Annotated in this window: 15 protein-coding genes; 9 read left to right on the forward strand and 6 right to left on the reverse strand. The window is 67.2% G+C overall.

Annotated elements, in window-relative coordinates:
* Positions 1 to 23 precede the first annotated feature (23 nt).
* Both ACYVD7_RS11705 and ACYVD7_RS11710 read left to right on the forward strand, forming a co-directional pair.
* A complete protein-coding gene (locus ACYVD7_RS11705) occupies positions 24 to 1,070 on the forward strand; it encodes an energy transducer TonB (protein ID WP_460763295.1) in 1,047 nt (348 codons plus the stop codon).
* A gap of 103 nt (positions 1,071 to 1,173) precedes the next feature.
* Positions 1,174 to 1,959, forward strand: a complete 786-nt coding sequence (locus tag ACYVD7_RS11710) for an NYN domain-containing protein (RefSeq protein WP_460763298.1) — start codon at positions 1,174 to 1,176, stop codon at positions 1,957 to 1,959.
* Between the two features lie 52 nt (positions 1,960 to 2,011).
* Here the strand turns inward: ACYVD7_RS11710 and ACYVD7_RS11715 are convergent, their stop codons facing one another.
* The 4 genes from ACYVD7_RS11715 to ACYVD7_RS11730 form a co-directional block, all read right to left on the reverse strand.
* On the reverse strand, positions 2,012 to 3,241 hold the full coding sequence (locus ACYVD7_RS11715) for an ABC transporter permease (RefSeq protein WP_460763300.1): 1,230 nt from the start codon (positions 3,239 to 3,241) through the stop codon (positions 2,012 to 2,014).
* Positions 3,238 to 3,984, reverse strand: coding sequence for an ABC transporter ATP-binding protein (locus ACYVD7_RS11720; RefSeq protein WP_460763303.1), 747 nt, complete (start codon positions 3,982 to 3,984; stop codon positions 3,238 to 3,240). The genes ACYVD7_RS11715 and ACYVD7_RS11720 overlap by 4 nt, the downstream gene beginning before the upstream one ends.
* Before the next feature lie 108 nt (positions 3,985 to 4,092).
* Entirely contained in the window at positions 4,093 to 5,619 is a 1,527-nt protein-coding gene (locus tag ACYVD7_RS11725) for an alpha/beta hydrolase (protein ID WP_460763305.1), read from the reverse strand.
* 491 nt (positions 5,620 to 6,110) lie between these two features.
* Positions 6,111 to 6,875, reverse strand: a complete 765-nt coding sequence (locus tag ACYVD7_RS11730) for a ferredoxin--NADP reductase (RefSeq protein ID WP_460763308.1) — start codon at positions 6,873 to 6,875, stop codon at positions 6,111 to 6,113.
* Between the two features lie 196 nt (positions 6,876 to 7,071).
* Here ACYVD7_RS11730 and ACYVD7_RS11735 point away from each other — a divergent pair, with 196 nt between their 5' ends.
* The 5 genes from ACYVD7_RS11735 to ACYVD7_RS11755 all read left to right on the forward strand — a co-directional run bounded on the left by ACYVD7_RS11735 (position 7,072) and on the right by ACYVD7_RS11755 (position 10,740).
* Positions 7,072 to 8,043, forward strand: coding sequence for an ABC transporter ATP-binding protein (locus ACYVD7_RS11735; RefSeq protein ID WP_460763310.1), 972 nt, complete (start codon positions 7,072 to 7,074; stop codon positions 8,041 to 8,043).
* The gene (locus ACYVD7_RS11740) at positions 8,040 to 8,852 is read left to right on the forward strand and encodes an ABC transporter permease (RefSeq protein WP_460763313.1); all 813 of its coding nucleotides are present in this window, start codon (positions 8,040 to 8,042) and stop codon (positions 8,850 to 8,852) included. Before ACYVD7_RS11735 ends, ACYVD7_RS11740 begins: the two co-directional genes overlap by 4 nt.
* 152 nt (positions 8,853 to 9,004) lie before the next feature.
* Positions 9,005 to 9,904 (forward strand): DUF2167 domain-containing protein, encoded by a 900-nt coding sequence (locus ACYVD7_RS11745; protein ID WP_460763315.1) that lies wholly within the window; start codon positions 9,005 to 9,007, stop codon positions 9,902 to 9,904.
* A 264-nt stretch (positions 9,905 to 10,168) separates the two neighbouring features.
* Positions 10,169 to 10,483, forward strand: a complete 315-nt coding sequence (locus ACYVD7_RS11750) for a hypothetical protein (RefSeq protein ID WP_460763318.1) — start codon at positions 10,169 to 10,171, stop codon at positions 10,481 to 10,483.
* 128 nt (positions 10,484 to 10,611) lie between these two features.
* Complete coding sequence (locus ACYVD7_RS11755; protein ID WP_460763320.1) at positions 10,612 to 10,740, forward strand: hypothetical protein; 129 nt, start codon at positions 10,612 to 10,614, stop codon at positions 10,738 to 10,740.
* 202 nt (positions 10,741 to 10,942) lie between these two features.
* Here the strand turns inward: ACYVD7_RS11755 and ACYVD7_RS11760 are convergent, their stop codons facing one another.
* A complete protein-coding gene (locus ACYVD7_RS11760) occupies positions 10,943 to 11,740 on the reverse strand; it encodes a TatD family hydrolase (RefSeq protein WP_460763322.1) in 798 nt (265 codons plus the stop codon).
* A gap of 258 nt (positions 11,741 to 11,998) precedes the next feature.
* On the opposite strand from ACYVD7_RS11760, the gene hrpB reads away from it, so the two are divergent.
* Both hrpB and ACYVD7_RS11770 read left to right on the forward strand, forming a co-directional pair.
* Complete coding sequence (gene hrpB, locus ACYVD7_RS11765; protein WP_460763324.1) at positions 11,999 to 14,545, forward strand: ATP-dependent helicase HrpB; 2,547 nt, start codon at positions 11,999 to 12,001, stop codon at positions 14,543 to 14,545.
* 302 nt (positions 14,546 to 14,847) lie between these two features.
* On the forward strand, positions 14,848 to 15,231 hold the full coding sequence (locus tag ACYVD7_RS11770) for a hypothetical protein (protein WP_460763327.1): 384 nt from the start codon (positions 14,848 to 14,850) through the stop codon (positions 15,229 to 15,231).
* Between the two features lie 260 nt (positions 15,232 to 15,491).
* Here the strand turns inward: ACYVD7_RS11770 and ACYVD7_RS11775 are convergent, their stop codons facing one another.
* Positions 15,492 to 16,595 (reverse strand): hybrid sensor histidine kinase/response regulator, encoded by a 1,104-nt coding sequence (locus tag ACYVD7_RS11775; RefSeq protein WP_460763331.1) that lies wholly within the window; start codon positions 16,593 to 16,595, stop codon positions 15,492 to 15,494.
* Position 16,596 lies beyond the last annotated feature (1 nt).

Below are 16,596 nucleotides of genomic sequence, written 5' to 3' on the forward strand. Positions count from 1 at the left end.
GCGCACTTCAGGGGACCTAAACAATGACTGCTGCAGATACCAAGGCCGCGTCCGTACGCCGGCCGTTCGCTTTCCAGATCGTCGCCGTGCTGGCCGTGGGCCTCGCGCTGACGGCGTGCGGAGGCAAGGGTGACCAGGCCGCTGCGCCTGACGCCACCGCCACCGCACCCGAAGCCGCGCCTGCGCCCACGCCGGCCACCGCCGTCTCGGCCAAGGTCTCGGCGATGACCGAAGACCAGCTGCGCGAGGCCGCGGGCAAGGCTTACGCCGAAAACCGCCTGTATGCACCGGCCGAAAACAACGCAGTCGAGTACTACCTTGCCCTGCGCGACAAGGTGCCCGGCGACGCCGCCGCGTCCAGCGCGCTGACCGACCTGCTGCCGATGACGGTCATCGCCATCGAGCAGAGCGTCAACCGCGACGACTTCACCGAAGCCAATCGCCTGTCCGCCCTGCTTGAGAAGGCCGACCCGCAGCATCCGGCACTGGCCCGCCTCAAGGCGAGCATCACCGCGCAGCAGGCCACCGTGGCCCAACGCGCACAGCAGGAACAGCTGACCGCCGAGGAAGAAGCCAAGCGCCAGAAGGACCTGGAAGAAAAGCGCCTGGCCGACCAGAAGGCCCAGCAGGAAGAGGCCGCCAAGAAGCTCGCCACGCAGCAGGCTTCCGACAAGGTCGCTGCCGACAAGGCCGCTGCCGACAAGGCCGCCGCGGACAAGGTGGCTGCAGACCGTGCAGCGGCCGACAAGGCCGCCGCCGATCGCCGCGCCGCCACCGAGCGGGCCGCGACGGCAGCACCGGCCACCGCCAGCGCCGCCGACCTGCGTCCGGTGTCGATGCCGGCGCCGAAGTACCCGCCGGAAGCCCTGCGTTCGGGCACCTCGGGCACGGTGCTGGTGGAATACACGGTCGGCACCGACGGTACCGTCACGGCCGCCCGCGTCGTCCGCGCGCAGCCGGCACGCATCTTCGACCGCGAAGCCGTGAACGCGGTGCGCAAGTGGCGCTTCCAGCCGGTCGATGCACCGGTAACCACGCGCCGCGAGATCACCTTCAACCCGCGCGGTTGATGCGCGGGGCGGATCGCCGCCAGCTAACGGCACAAAGCCCGGCTTGCCCGGGCTTTGTGCTTTCTGGACGATAGGACACGCCATGCCGGCAAGCGGGGCCCCCATGAACAACAAACTCGCGGTGCTGATCGACGCCGACAATGCGCAGGCGGCCATCGCGCAGGAGTTGCTTGCCGAGATCGCGCGCTATGGAACGGCAACGGTCAAGCGCGCCTACGGCGACTGGACCAAGCAGGACCTGGTGGGATGGAAGGAAACGCTGCTCAGTTTGGCCATCCAGCCCATCCAGCAGTTTGCGTTTACCTCGGGTAAGAACGCGACCGACTCGGCGCTGATCATCGATGCGATGGACCTGCTCCATGCGGGCGGCGTCGATGGCTTCTGCCTAGTCTCGTCGGACAGCGACTTCACCCGGTTGGCGACGCGAATCCGCGAAGCGGGACTGTCGGTCTACGGTTTCGGCGAGCAGAAAACCCCCAAGCCATTCGTCGTCGCCTGCGACAAGTTCATCTTCACCGAAATCCTCCGCGCGCCCGCCGCGCAGGAAGCCCGGCCGGCCAGTCCGCTGGAGTCGACAACGGCGGCATCGCTGGAATCACTGCAGGCCGTGCTCATGCCGGCGATTGCCGCGGCAGCGAAAGAAGACGGCTGGGCGCCGTTGTCCGCGGTCGGGAACCTGGCCGGGAAAAGCAACTCCTCGTTCGACTCGCGCAACTACGGCTACGCGAAGCTCAGCGAACTCGTCAGGAACCAGGACTTCCTGGAAACCAAGACAGTACCCTCCACGGACGACTCGCCCAATGTCCATGTGTACGTGCGGCTGAAGCAAGCCAAGGGCCGCGACAACAGGCGAGCCGCGCCGTCCACCAAAACAAAAAGCCCGACCTGAGCCGGGCTTTTCGCCACCACGCCTGGACCAGGCCGGCGGATCCGATCCTGGATCAACCAGAAATAGCCAGCTGCTCCTGGTGGTAACGCCGCACCGCCGCAAACCACAACACCGCCGCGAGGCCGATTCCCGCGACCAGGTACACGCCCCACACCTGCGGTGAAATCCATTCGCCGCGAATCACCTTCAGCAGCAGCTGGTTCTGCGCCAGGAACGGCACCGTGTACTGCCACAGCTGCGATTTCAGCGGATTCACCAGCAGCGCGATGGTCGGGATCATCGGCAGCAGCATCAACCACATCATGTGGCTCTGCGCTTCCTTCATGCTCTTCGCGGTCGCCGACAGGTAGGTCAGCAGCGACGTGCCGATGAACAGCATCGGCAGCAGGATCAGCAGCATCTTGCCGATCGCCAGGAAGCTCACGTCGATGGTCTGCATCTTGCCGGCGAACTGCGCGCTCACCTTGAACGCCAGCAGGGTCAGCAGCAAGGAAGTGATGCCCATCAGGCACGCCGCCGAGATCTTGCCGCTGACAATCGCGCTGCGTGCCGACGGCGTGGCCAACAGCGGTTCCAGCGACTGGCGTTCACGCTCGCCCGCGGTGGCGTCCATGATCAGGTACGCACCACCGAGGAACGAGGTGAGGATCAGCAGGTACGGCAACAGCGCCGCGGCCATCGCGCCGCGCTTGGCGTCGACCGACGCCAGGTCACGCGAGCCGATGCTGAGCGGGCGCATCACGCCGGGCGAGACGCCGCGGGCGGCCAGCCGCAGTGCACCGACTTCGTCGCGATAGCCTTCCAGCGCGGAACGCAGGCGCAGCAGCGGGATGCGCGCGGCATCACGCGTGCTGTCGGCAATGATCGCGACCTTGGCCGAGTCGCCGTCGTGCCACTGCTTGCCGAATTCAGCGCCGATCTCCAGTGCCACGTCGACATCCTGGCGCGCGATCGCCGCTTCCAGGTCCTTGGGCGCCGCCACCGCCTTGATGCCCTGCGTCGCGAGGAAGGCGACCAGGTTGGGCGCGCGCTCCGCGCCGATCACCGGCACGTCCAGCACTTTGTCCAGCTGCGTCTTGGCCTTGTTCTCGCCGAGCTTGCCCATGCCGAGCATCAGCATCGGATACAGCAGCGGGCCGAGTAGCAGCGCGAGCATCATCGTGCGGCGGTCGCGCGAGATGTCGAGCAGTTCCTTGCGCGTGACCGCGATCAGCGAAGCGAAGAATCCCGTCTTGAGTCGCGCGGCCTTGGGTTGGGCAGCCTGGGGTCGGGAAGTATTCATGCGTGCAGGCCCTCCTCCGAGCCGATGGCCTTGACGAAGGCGTCTTCCAGGTTCGATTCACCGGTCTGCGCGCGCAGTTCGTCGGCGCTGCCGCTGGCCACGACGCGGCCCTTGGCGATGATCACGATGCGGTCACACAGCGCGGCGACCTCCTGCATGATGTGGCTGGAGAAGATCACGCAGCGACCTTCGGCTTTCAGTTGCTGCAGGAAGCCGCGCATGGCGCGCGTGGTCATCACGTCGAGGCCGTTGGTGGGCTCGTCGAGGATCACGTTCTTCGGGTCGTGCACCAGTGCGCGCGCGATCGCGGTCTTGGTGCGTTGGCCCTGCGAGAAACCCTCGGCCTGGCGGTCGAGGATGTCGCCCATGTCCAGGGCCTGCGCCAGCACCTGCGTGCGGCGGGCGACGTCGGCGGCGTCCATGCCGTGCAGCTGGCCGAAGTAGGCGATGTTCTCGCGTGCGGTCAGGCGCTTGTACACGCCGCGTGCGTCGGGCAGCACGCCCAGCGCGCGGCGCACGGTTTCGGGATCGCGCGCGGCATCGGTGCCGTCCACGCTCACGCTGCCGCGTTCGGGGCTCATCAGGGTGTAGAGCATGCGCAGCGTGGTGGTCTTGCCGGCGCCATTGGGTCCGAGCAGGCCGGTGATTTCACCGTCGCGTGCCTGGAAGCTGACGCCGTCGACGGCGTTCACCACGCCGGTGCGCGTCTTGAAGGATTTGTGTAGATCGTTGGCGATGATCATGTATGGGTTTCGCGGTTGTGGATTGGGAAGTCGTAGACGCGTGCAACGCGGGCGCGGCGCGGGAAGCGGTTGCTCGGGCTTCCCGGTCAGCCGATTCGCGATGCGCTGTTACGGTTCCCACCCGTTGAACGAGGTGAACGGCGGCACGTAGCCCAGGCTGTCCAGGCACTTCGTGTCGAGCGCCTTCGCATCGGCGGTTTCCAGGAACTGGCCGACCAGCTTGGGCATGCAACCCACGCCCATCGTCCCGTGGGCCTGGCCACGCAGCACGATGTGGCGGCCGTTGCGCAGGTTCTTCGCGACTTCCGCGCCGTACATGGGCGGCGTCACCGGGTCCAGTTCGCCCGACAACACCAGCGTCGGCAACGTTGATGTAAACGGTGCGGCGAAATCGGCGGGCAGGGTGCCGGAAGGCCACTGCTTGCAGGCGGCGAAGAACTGGCTGCCGGTGTCCGCGCCCAGCACGGTGGTGGCATCGAGCGGATCGGGCTTGTAGCGCGGCGCGTCCTCTGCGCAGATCACCGACCAGTACATGCCGCGGTTGATCGTGTCGCTCATGTTGCCGCGCAGGAGCCGTGCGACCGATGCCAACGCCTGCGGGCGTCCCGCTTCGGCTTCGCTCACCAGTAACGGCAGCAGCGCGCTGGCTTCGGGCTGGTAGGCGGTCGTGTGGGCGAGACCGACCAGTGTGTCGGCGGTGACGGTGTCTTCGACGAGCTGGTTGGTCCGCGGATCCGGGTAGCTAACCTTCACCGGCGCGGCGGCCAGGCGCTCCTTGAGCTGGCGCAGGCGCGTGACCAGGTCGACGCCGTAACGCGCGCGGCACGCGGGCACCTTGCCGCACTGCGTGTCCTGGTTGTGCAGTGCTTCCTCGAAGCGCTGCGCGAACTCGCCGCCGACGACCAGCCGGTTCGGCGCGACGCCATCGATCACCACGCTGCGCGTGTGCTGTGGATACTTCGCGGCGTACTTCTGCGCGACGCGGGTACCGTAGGACACGCCGACGACGTTGATCTTGTCGATGCCCATCGCCGCGCGCACTGCGTCGAAGTCACCGATCGCAATGGTCGTGGTGTACAGGCGCGTATCGGCGCGGTCGTGCAGCGACTTCAGGCATTGCGCGATGTAGGCATCCAGCGCGGCCTGGTCGGCTTCGGCGGCCTCGTCGATCTCGAGCGGCCCACCCTTGTCGTTGCGGCAGTCCAGCGGGTTGGACTGGCCGGTGCCGCGCTGGTCGACCAGCACGATGTCGCGCGACTTGTTCACCTCGCGCAGCTGCATCGACACGATCGGGGCCACCTGCGTCGCCGACTGGCCGGGACCACCGGCGAACAGGAACACCGGATCAGGCGCGCCGCCGGATTTTCCTTCGGCCGGCAGCAGGCCGATGTTGAGCGAGATGTGCCGGCCCTTGGGCTGCGCCGGATCTTCGGCGACATCGAAGCGGGCGCAGAACGCTTCGAGCGTCTGCTGGCCCTGTTCGCCACCGAGCACGCAGGGCTTGAAGTCGATGCGGCCGATGCGGCGCACGCTGGCGTCGGTGTCCTTGCCGGGGGCGGCGGGCGCCTGGCAACCCGCCAGCAGGGTGGCCGCGATGAGACTGGTGGCCAGGGAAATGGAATGGAGGCGTCGCATGGGTTCCTTGTCGGTCGCGGCGGGAAAACACCGTCAGGATGACAGACGAGGCGCGGGGAAAAAATGTGACATCGGCCATGGTGAAGGGCAGCGCGTTGTCAGTCGCGACCCGTCTCCGGGGCAAGCGATGTCTGCAGGGCTGAGCCTGTCCGGCTGACGTTCGGATCAATGGCACGCAATTGCGGAGCCGAACAGATGCAAGGTGCGCGCCCGGTAGTGCCGAGCGAGCTCGGCACCTACAAGCAGCGGTCGAGGACTCGTCGCCTACTTGCTGCTGACGTACTTCTCGTCGCGGGTGAGGGCGAACCTGCTTGCGAAGCACCGCCTCGCGGGCGACCGAGCGCCACGTGCGTGAGCACGTGGCCGGAGATCCGCCGCTTACTTGCTGCTGACGTACTTCTCGCGGCGGGCGAGGGCGCCCTGCTTGCGAGGCAGCGCCTCGCGGGCGACCGAGCGCCACGTGCGTGAGCACGTGGCCGGAGATCCGCCGCTTACTTGCTGCTGACGTACTTCTCGCGGCGGATCTGCGGCACCGCCAGCCCAAACCCCTTCAGCGACTCGAAGCAGGCGTCGACCATGTTCGGGTTGCCGCACAGGTAGGCGATGTCGCTTTCCGCGTTCGGCGCGAACTCTTCGAGGAACTGCTGCACGTAACCATGGCGCACATCCGCATGCGCCTGCGACGAACCTTCCGCCGGCAGCTCGCGCGAGAAGCACGGCACGAAGCGGAAGTTCGGATGCGCGTTGGCGAACGCGCGGAACTCGTCGCCGTACAGCAACTCGACCGGCGTGCGCGCGCCGAACAGCAACACCACTTCCACGCCGCGTTCGTTGATCAGCGTTTCCAGCTGCGGCAGCATCGCGCGATACGGCGTCACGCCGGTGCCGGTGCCGATCAGGATGTAGCGACGATTGGCGTCGGCTGGCATCAGGCAGAAGCGACCGAAGGGCCCACTGGCATCGATGGTGTCGCCTTCGCCCAGGCCTTCGAATAAAGCGGTCGCCGCGCCGCCGACCACGTAGCTCACCGCGATCTCCACCGATTCGCCCGGACCCATCGCATGGTCGTGGATGGTGGCGAGCGAATACGAACGCTTCGTGGCCGTGCCGTCGGCGTAGGTGAAGTGGACCTGGATGAACTGGCCGGGGATGTAGTCGAGCGGCTCGCCATCGCCACGGGTAAACGCGTAGTGGCCGACGGTAGGCGCCAGCATGCGGCGGGAGACGAGCTTGAGCGGGAAGTGCTGGATGGCCACGGTCGGTTCTTCAAGATGGGTTGGAACGCCACACTCGTCCTGAGCGAGGCGGACACCGTTCCGCGGAAGCTGGGAGCCCACGGACGGGCGAAACGGAATGCGACCGCGCCTGCAACACTGCGTTGGCCCGGGCGCGGCCACCGGGCCGCCTATACTACCGGGGTTCGCCGCGCGACTCGCGGCGCTGGCTGCAGAAATGACCCAAACCGCCGTCCCCGCGCTGTCCGTTCGCGACCTGCGCAAGACCTACGACAACAAGGTCGAAGCCCTCAAGGGCGTCTCCCTCGACGTGCAACCCGGCGATTTCTTCGCCCTGCTGGGCCCCAATGGCGCCGGCAAGTCCACGCTGATCGGCATCGTCAGCTCGCTGGTCAACCTGACGTCCGGGTCCGTATCGATCTTCGGCACCGACCTGTTGAAGCACCGCGACCAGGCCATGCAGATGATCGGGCTGGTGCCGCAGGAACTGAACTTCAACATGTTCGAGAAGCCGCTCGACATCCTCACCAACTACGCTGGCTTCTTCGGCGTGCCGCGTGCGGTCGCGTTGCAACGCGCGGAAGAGGAACTGCGACGTGCCCACCTGTGGGAGAAGGCGTCGATGATGAGCCGTACGCTCTCGGGCGGCATGAAGCGTCGGCTGATGATCGCCCGCGCGATGATGACCCGGCCGAGGTTGCTGATCCTCGACGAGCCCACTGCCGGCGTCGACATCGAGATTCGCCGCGGCATGTGGAAGACGCTCAAGGAGATCAACGCGGCCGGCACCACGATCATCCTCACCACGCACTATCTCGAGGAAGCCGAAAGCCTCTGCCGCAACCTCGCGATCATCGACAAGGGCCGCATCGTCGAACAGGGACCGATGAAGGCGTTGCTGGCCAAGCTCGACGTGGAAGGCTTCCTGTTCGACATCGACGGGCAGCTGCCTTCGACCCTGCCGGCCATCACGGGCACCACGATGGTGGCAAGCGATGACCACACGCTCGATGTCGAGATGCCGCGCGCGATGGACCTCAACCGCGTCTTCGCCACGTTGAACGAGGCCGGCATCCGCGTGCGTTCCATGCGCACCAAGAGCAACCGCCTGGAGGAACTGTTCGTGCGCCTGACCAGCGAGAGCGCCCCCGGCAATGGCGTACAGGTGCAACCGGAGCAGTCGGCATGAGCAACAGCAGCACCGACAAGGCCGTCACCGAACTCACCGCCACCCAGCGCAACCTCACCGCCTACGGCACGATCGTGCGGCGCGAAGTCACACGCATCCTGCGCATCTGGGGCCAGACGCTGGTGCCGCCGGCGATCACGATGACGTTGTACTTCATGATCTTCGGCGGACTGATCGGCAACCAGATCCGTGAGATGGACGGCCTGCGCTACATGGACTTCATCGTCCCCGGCCTGGTGATGATGAGCGTGATCCAGAACAGCTACGGCAACATCTCCTCGTCGTTCTTCGGCGCCAAGTTCGGCCGCCACGTCGAGGAACTGCTGGTCAGCCCGATGCCGAACTGGGTGATCCTCGGTGGCTACGTCACCGGCGCCGTGCTGCGCGGGATGATGGTCGGCGCGATCGTGCTGGCGATCTCGCTGCTGTTCACGCGAGTCAGCGTGCCGCACCCGGTCATCACCTTCACCACGGTGCTGCTGGGCGCGACGATCTTCTCGCTGGCCGGCTTCGTCAACGCGGTGTACGCGAAAAAGTTCGACGACATCGCGATCGTCCCGACCTTCATCCTCACCCCGCTCACCTACCTGGGTGGCGTGTTCTATTCGGTGAAGTTGCTGCCCGGCTGGGCCGAGGCCGCCACCCACCTCAACCCCGTGTTCTACATGGTCAACGCGTTCCGCTACGGCCTGCTGGGCGTCAGCGACGTGCCGATCTGGACGGCGTACGCGCTGATGCTGGGCTTCGTCGCCGCACTGGGCGCGGTGGGGCTGTGGCTGCTCAAGCGTGGCATCGGCTTGCGCAGCTGAGGCGGTAATAGCCGGCGTCGCATGACGTAACCGCAGGCGAGGGCGATCGCTGCCCGCGCTCGCCACGCGCAGCCACGCCTGCCTTGCGGCCAAGACCGCCGGTTGCGAGACTGGCGGCGAGGGCGTGGGGACGCCCAATTCCGAGGAAAGCAATGAAGTTCAAGTGGATGCTGGCCAGCCTGCTGGTCGTGGCAATGGGCGCGCGCGCGCAGGACCAGGGCGAAGGGGAAGAGGCCGCGCGGCAGATGGTCGCCGCATTGGCGTGGAAGGACGGCACCGTGACCGTTGACGGCGCGCACGCGACGCTCAAGCTCGACCCGAATTTCCGTTACCTGGGCGCCGCCGACGCGCGCAAGGTGCTGGAGAACCTGTGGGGCAACCCGCCCGATGACAGCGTGCTCGGCATGGTCGTGCCCAAGGGCGCGGGCGTGATGGCCGACAACGGCTGGGCGGTGGTCGTGACCTACTCCGACGACGGCCATATCTCCGACGAAGACGCGGCCAAGATGGACTACGCCGACCTGATGAAGGACATGCAGGCGGAGGACAAGGAGGTCAACGAGGCGCGCAAGGAAGCCGGCTATCCCGGGTTGCACGTGATGGGCTGGGCCGAACCGCCGCATTACGACGCCGCCAACAAGAAGCTGTACTGGGCGAAGGAACTCAAGAGCGATGATTCCGACACCAACACCCTCAACTACGACATCCGCGTGCTCGGTCGCCATGGCTACATGAGCATGAACGCGGTGGCGCGCATGTCCGAGATGGGCGAGGTGAAGACGGGCATGCAACGCCTGTTGCCGATGGTGGAGTTCGATGCAGGCTCGCGCTACGCCGACTTCAACGGCTCCACCGACAAGCTCGCGGCTTACGGCATTGCGGCGCTGATCGGTGGCGGCATCGCTGCCAAGTCGGGCCTGCTGGCCAAGCTCGGTCTGCTGCTGCTGGGCTTGAAGAAGCTGCTGATCCCGCTGTTCGTGGTGGTAGCTGCCTCGTTCAAGAAGGTCGTCGGATTCTTCCGCCGCGACAAAGACAAGGGCGTGGTCAGCTGATCACTCCATTGGGTGAAGGTGCCACGGTCGGCGTTCTGCACCGCTGGCGGCGTAACGCAAGCGATCACGGCGACCTGATCCACGCAGCCTGGCCCGATACGGGGCAGGAACAAAGCAACGGCTCGCCCACCGGCGGGCCGTTGTCGTTTTAAGCCGCCGCCGTGCCGACCGTTCGTCGGCGCGATGCAACCCTCGCACGCATTTCACCAATCCCAAAGGGTAGATGCCGGGAAACGGCCCGGCATCACCATGTGGAGTGAAGCGATGAACATGCAGATCCTGGTCGTGTTGCTGGCGGCAGTGCCGCTGGCGGCATCCGCCGCAGGCACCGTGACAACCTCGCCCATCCAGGTGCAGGCCCACGCGCCGCCGACAGTGAAGGTCAGTTGCGACCGCGCCGATTGGCCGACCCAGCGCCAGGTCGCGCGCTACATCGAGGCCCGCAGCGCGGACGAAACCGAGCAGACGCATCAATTCGTGCTGCGTGAAGGCCGGCGCGCCTGCTGGCAAGGCGCCACCCACGTGCGCGTCGAGTTCCGCGCTGCCAACCGCACGGTGGCGTTGGCCGGGATTCCGTAAGACGCAGGTCGTCGCACCTCGGCGATCGGGCGGGTCGTCGGAGTGCACCTGCCCGGGTGTCGGGCACGTGGGCGCGCCGTGCGGGTTTTACGGAAAAGCCCGGACACCGCCAACAACGAGATCGCGCCATGAATGCGCGCCTTCTCTCCCTGCTGCTCGCCGCCGCATTGCCGCTGGGTGCCGCTGCCGCGCCTGCCGCCAATGTCGTGCTCGAGTGCGAGAAGCTGCCTGCCGAGCCAGTGGACCATCGGCCGTAGCATCGACAGCAACAATTCCGCACAGATCTACGCCGTCCGCACCCACCTTATGATCAATGCCCAGCGCGCCTGCCGCCACGGCGCGAGCAACGTGCAGCTGGTGTTGGACGATCCGCAGCGCATCGAAACGCTGCGCGCGGTTGCGGTCGGCTAATAAGTCCTGCGCGAGTAAGCGCTGCGTCGACCGGCTACGGTTGCGCGGTTACGGCCGCGCCGGAAGGCGGAAGAACGCGCGTGCCGCCGCAGTGCTGTTGGTCGCGGCGAGATCCACGGATTCGCCGCGATCCCTAGCCAGTTCTTCGACGATGTGTGCGAGGTAGAAGGGTTCGTTGCGCCGGTGCGAAGGCGCCGGCTTGACCGTGCGCGGCAGCAGGTAGGGGGCGTCGGTCTCGATCAGCAGCCGGTTGGCGGGGATGTGCTTCACCAACTCGCGCAGGTGCTGGCCGCGACGCTCGTCGCATAGCCAACCGGTGACGCCGATGTACCAGTCCTGGTCGAGGTAATCGAACAGCTCCTCGCGCGTGCCGGTGAAGCAGTGCACGACCGCCGGGCCCAGGCGGCCATCGAAGTTGCGCATCGTTGCCATGAAATCCGCGTGGGCGTCGCGCTGGTGCAGGAACAGCGGCTTTTTCGTGTCGGCCGCGATCTGCAGCTGCATCTCGAACGCGCGCCGTTGCGCCGGACGCGGCGAGAAGTCGCGGAAATAGTCCAGCCCGCATTCGCCCACCGCGACGACTTCGGCATGCGTGTGCAGGGCGCGCATCTCGGCGTCGCACTCGGTGGTGTACTCGCTGGCGTGGTGCGGGTGCACGCCGGCGGTCGCGAACAGCTCGCCCGGATGCTGCTTGGCCAGCTTCAGCGCCAGCGGCGAATGCTCGCGGCTGGCGCCGGTGATGATCATCTGCACCACGCCGGCTTCGCGCGCGCGTTGCAGCACGGCGTCGCGGTCGTGGTCGAAGGAGTCATGGGTGAGGTTGGCGCCGATGTCGATCAGTTGCATGCGACAAGTCTAGCAATCGGCCTTCGATTTCGAACCCGCCCTTCGACTCCGGTGCGGGACTACGCGCCCGGGTCCTTCGACTTCGCTGCGCTACGCTCAGGATGCGCGGTTCAGCGTGCGCATCCAGATCGAGTCGGATCGCTCATGCCGCCAAACCACTTCCGCATCGCCAGCGTCACCACGCGACCGCCGCTCATCCTGAGCGTAGGCGCAGCGCCGAAGTCGAAGGACCCGCATGCCACCGCGTATCCTTGCCGCGTGAATCGCCCCGACCCCCCGCAATTTCCCATCGACGAACTCCTGCCGCGCATCCGCGAATCGCTGGCGGTGCATCCGCGTCTGGTGCTGGAAGCGCCACCGGGCGCCGGCAAGACCACGCAGGTGCCGCCGGCGCTGCTCGATGCACCGTGGCTGCAGGGCAGGAAGATCGTGGTGCTGGAGCCGCGCCGTGTCGCCGCGCGCGCGGCCGCTACCTTCATGGCGAAGCAGCGCGGCGAGGACGTCGGCGCCACCGTCGGTTACCGCATCCGCTTCGAGAACAGGGTGTCCGCGGCGACGCGGATCGAGGTTGTCACCGAAGGCATCCTGACCCGGATGATCCAGGACGATCCCGAACTGGGAGGCAGCGGCCCCGACGCGATCGGCGCGCTGCTGTTCGACGAATTCCACGAACGCCACCTGTCCGCCGATCTCGGATTGGCGCTCGCGCTCGACGTGCAGGCGTCGTTGCGCGAGGACCTGCGCATCGTAGTGATGTCGGCGACGCTGGACGGCGAGCGCCTGGCGACCTTTCTGGACGCGCCGCGCCTGAGCAGCGCCGGACGCAGCTTCCCGGTGGCGGTGTCGCACTTCCCCGCCAATCGCGACGAGAAACTCGAACACCACACCCGACGCGCGATCGACCACGCACTGGCGCAGCATCCCGGCGACGTGCTGGTGTTCCTGCCCGGCCAGCGCGAGATCGCCCGTGTCGATGCCACGCTCGCCGGCAGCGACACGAAGCGCGGCGTCGACGTACTGCAACTGCACGGAGAACTTCCGGTCGAGCAGCAATCGCGCGTGCTGCAGCCCGATCCCGATGGCCACCGCCGCGTCGTGCTCGCCACGAATGTCGCCGAATCCAGCGTCACCCTGCCGGGCGTGCGCGTGGTGGTCGATGCGGGCCTCGCGCGCGAGCCGCGCTACGACCCGAACAGCGGCTTCGCGCGACTGGACGTGGTCAACATCGCGCAGGCGTCCGCCGACCAGCGCGCTGGTCGCGCCGGTCGCGTCGCCGAAGGATTCGCCTACCGCCTGTGGCCGCAATCGCAGCGGCTGGAACCGCAGCGCCGCGCGGAAATCGCGCAGGTCGAGCTTGCCGGCCTCGCGCTGGAGCTTGCGGCGTGGGGCGATGCCAACCTGCGTTTCGTCGATGCGCCGCCGCCCGGCGCGCTCGCGGCGGCGCGCGAACTGCTGCAGCGCCTCGGCGCGCTCGACGGCCGCGCGCTTACGCCACTGGGCCGCCGCATGCTCGCGCTGGGCACGCACCCGCGGCTGGCGGCGATGCTGCTGGCACCGGACGCTCCCGGCGAACGCGCGCTGGCGTGCGACCTGGCGGCATTGATCGAAGCGCGCGATCCCATTCGCTCGCGTTCCGACGCGCTGGTTGAACGCTGGCAGGCACTGGTCGCCTTCCGCAATGGTCGCGTCGGCGCGGATGCGTCGCGTTCGTCGCTGGTCGCGCTCGACCAGGCGGCGAAGCAATGGCGCCGCCGCCTGCGCCTGGACGCGCCGCCGTCGTCCAATCTGCCCGCACACGCGATCGGCGACGTGCTGCTGCACGCCTATCCCGATCGCATCGCCCGCCAGCATCCGACCGATCCGTACCGCTACCAGCTCGCCAACGGCCGCAGCGCCAAACTGTTCGATGACAGCGCGCTGTACGGCGAGCCGTGGCTCGTCATCAGCGAACTGCGCGACGAGGCCCGCGACGCCCGCATCATGCGTGCCGCGCCGCTGGATGAGGCGCGGCTGCAACGCGATTTCCCGCAGCGTTTCACCCGCGAAGACCGCGTGGTGTGGGATACGAACACGCGCGGCATCGCGGCCGTGCGCGAGACCCGCTTCGACCGCATCGTGCTCGAAAGCAAGCCGCTGGCAAAGCCCGATCCGTCGCGTTACGCCGAGGCACTGATCGATGCGGTGCGGCAGCTGGGACTGGATGCATTGCCGTGGACGCAGTCGCTGCAGCAATGGCGCGCGCGCGTGCGCTGCCTGCGCACGTGGATGCCGGAGCTGGTCGACGTGTTGCCTGACCTGTCCGATGCCGCGTTACTGGCGTCGCTCGACGCGTGGCTCAAGCCCGCGCTCAGCGGCAAGACGCGCCTGGACGCGCTCGACGAGCAGGCGCTGGGCGAGGCGCTGAAATCCCGCGTCGACTGGCCGACGCGGCAGAAGGTCGATGCGTGGGCGCCGACGCGGATCGTCGTACCTTCCGGGATGGAACGACGCATCGAGTACGGCTTCGATGCCACCGCAGGCGATGGCGAAGGCGCGCCCGAAGCGCCGGTGCTGGCGGTGAAGCTGCAGGAGCTGTTCGGTTTGGCGGATACGCCGCGCATTGCCGACGGACGCGTGGCGCTGACCTTGCATCTGCTCTCGCCGGGCGGAAAACCGCTGCAGATCACCCGCGACCTGAAGGGCTTCTGGGATCGCACCTATCCGGAAGTGAAGAAGGAGATGAAGGGTCGGTATCCGCGGCATCCGTGGCCGGACGATCCGTGGAGTGCGACGGCGACGCATCGAGCGAAGCCGCGGGGGACGTGAGGGGCTGGGCTGCCTGTTCGCAAAGGCCGCTGCGGCGGCTCGCGAGGTAGTCGGGACGGAGATCCCGCGGTGGCTCTGGGCCTGTCGTTACTGACAGCTCATCGTGGCGCGGCTGTCATGCGGCACGGGCCGCTGCGGCGGCCTTGATGGATTCGAAACGGACGATTCACGGTGGCGCGGCGCGGCGCGCTTTTACAAACTCCAAACGCACCATCGCCTACGGTGTGATCCGCTGCGACGCGAATCACGCTCCGCGCACGCGCACGGGCGAAGACTGTGGCCACTTCCGCGAGGACGTTGCAATGAACCGATTCGAAGCTCTCTCTGAACGCGCGTTGGAACTGGCCCAGGACCTGCGCGGCAACGTGCAGCAGCACCTGCCCCGGGCCGGGAAGCTGCTCGAAGCCGGCGCGAAGCTCGGCGTGGTGAAATCCGGTGCACGCGTGGCGGGCAAGTTCGCCCGGCGCAATCCGGTGCTGGTCGCAGCCACGATCGCCGGAGCCGGATTGCTCTGGTACGCCGCGCATCGGCGCGCCAAGCGGCTGCGGGAAATGCAGGCAGCCGAACCGATCGAAAGCACCGCACACCGGCTGCCACCGAAGCGGGTTGATGCGCGTCGTGCCGGCACACGCAAGGCCAAGACTAATGGCCACCACGCGCAGGGCGCCCACGCCGGCAGCGAGTAGACTCGGTCCTTGGGACCTCTGGATCACCTTTGTCCTGTCATCCCGAGCGTAGCGAGGGAGCTGTTTTTGCGCGGCAAAACAGCAGATCCCTCGCTACGCTCGGGATGACATGTGAGCTGTTCAGAGGTTCCCCAGGGTGGTCGTTGTCGATGATGCTTCTGGCGTTTGGTGGTCTGGGTGCAAAGGCCGCTGCGGCGGCCTGAAGCAGCCGTTGCGGAGAACTCATGGTGGCGCGCCCTGAAGCCCTCGCCACGGAGAATTCATGACGGCGCGAGACGCGCTTCTGGCAGCTCGATCACGAAGCGCGCACCGCCGCCTTGGCGATCCTCGTACCACAGCTGGCCGCCGGCCTTGGTGACGATCTGCCGCGCGAGCGACAGGCCCAGTCCGCTGGAGAGGCCATCGTCGCCGTCGTGCAGGCGCGCGAACGGACGGAACAGCTCGCGCTGGCGCGCAGCGGGAATGCCCGGGCCACGATCAGCGACGATCAGTTGCCAGTAGCCGGGTGCACCGCTGCGGGCGGCCAGCAGCAGTTCGCCGCCGGGTGCGTACTTGATCGCGTTGGTGACCAGGTTTTCGGCCACCTGCCGCAGCACGCGCTCGTCGATTGCCACGCGGACGTCATCCGGCGGCGGCGACAGCGTCACCTGGATTCTGCTGGCTTCCAGCTGCATCTCGTAACGACGCAGCAGCCAGCCCAGCGTGTCGGCCAGCGGCGCCGACACCAGCGGCTGCGCATCGGATTCGGCTTCGGCCTCGCGTGCTTCCAGGTAGTGGCGGATGTAACCCAGTGCGTCGAACGCGCTTTCGTGGATCACGTCGAGGTAGTGCGGCACGCGCTCGGGCCGGCAGCCGTTGCTGCGCAGGATGTCGCTGGCGAACAGAACGCTGCTCAGCGGATTCTTCAGGTCGTGCGCGACCAGGTTCACCAGCTCCTCGCGCTCGCGGGCCATGCGTTCGAGGCGGTCGCGGGTGAGCTTCAGGCCGAGGTGCGCATTGACGCGCGCCAGCAGTTCTTCGGGCAGGAAGGGCTTGGTCACGTAGTCGACCACGCCGGCGTCGAACGCGCGCAGCAGCAGGTCGCGGTCCTGCGCGGCGGTGACGAACACGACGGGCACGATGGGCGTGGGCAGCGCCTTGATCGCATCGAGCAGCTCGAAGCCGTCCATGCCCGGCATGATCATGTCCAGCAGGACCAGGTCGGGCGTCGCCTGGATGTAGTGCTGCAGCGCTTCCTCGCCGCAGTTGGCCAGGATCACGTCATAGCCCTGTCGCGACAGCAGGCTGCTGACGACGCGCAGGTTCACGGTCTGGTCGTCGACGACCAGGATCCGGCCCGGCGTACTGGCGGCACTGCGAGTCATC

The sequence above is a fragment of the Lysobacter fragariae genome, assembly GCF_054779775.1.

Excerpts from the sequence above, each read along its gene's own strand:
- ACYVD7_RS11755 (WP_460763320.1), top strand. The coding sequence starts at position 10,612 with ATGAATGCGCGCCTTCTCTCCCTGCTGCTCGCCGCCGCATTGCCGCTG.
- ACYVD7_RS11725 (WP_460763305.1), bottom strand. The coding sequence starts at position 5,619 with ATGCGACGCCTCCATTCCATTTCCCTGGCCACCAGTCTCATCGCGGCC.
- ACYVD7_RS11715 (WP_460763300.1), bottom strand. The coding sequence starts at position 3,241 with ATGAATACTTCCCGACCCCAGGCTGCCCAACCCAAGGCCGCGCGACTC.
- ACYVD7_RS11740 (WP_460763313.1), top strand. The coding sequence starts at position 8,040 with ATGAGCAACAGCAGCACCGACAAGGCCGTCACCGAACTCACCGCCACC.
- ACYVD7_RS11745 (WP_460763315.1), top strand. The coding sequence starts at position 9,005 with ATGAAGTTCAAGTGGATGCTGGCCAGCCTGCTGGTCGTGGCAATGGGC.
- ACYVD7_RS11735 (WP_460763310.1), top strand. The coding sequence starts at position 7,072 with ATGACCCAAACCGCCGTCCCCGCGCTGTCCGTTCGCGACCTGCGCAAG.
- ACYVD7_RS11775 (WP_460763331.1), bottom strand. The coding sequence starts at position 16,595 with ATGACTCGCAGTGCCGCCAGTACGCCGGGCCGGATCCTGGTCGTCGAC.
- ACYVD7_RS11705 (WP_460763295.1), top strand. The coding sequence starts at position 24 with ATGACTGCTGCAGATACCAAGGCCGCGTCCGTACGCCGGCCGTTCGCT.
- ACYVD7_RS11710 (WP_460763298.1), top strand. The coding sequence starts at position 1,174 with ATGAACAACAAACTCGCGGTGCTGATCGACGCCGACAATGCGCAGGCG.
- ACYVD7_RS11770 (WP_460763327.1), top strand. The coding sequence starts at position 14,848 with ATGAACCGATTCGAAGCTCTCTCTGAACGCGCGTTGGAACTGGCCCAG.
- ACYVD7_RS11760 (WP_460763322.1), bottom strand. The coding sequence starts at position 11,740 with ATGCAACTGATCGACATCGGCGCCAACCTCACCCATGACTCCTTCGAC.
- ACYVD7_RS11750 (WP_460763318.1), top strand. The coding sequence starts at position 10,169 with ATGAACATGCAGATCCTGGTCGTGTTGCTGGCGGCAGTGCCGCTGGCG.
- ACYVD7_RS11720 (WP_460763303.1), bottom strand. The coding sequence starts at position 3,984 with ATGATCATCGCCAACGATCTACACAAATCCTTCAAGACGCGCACCGGC.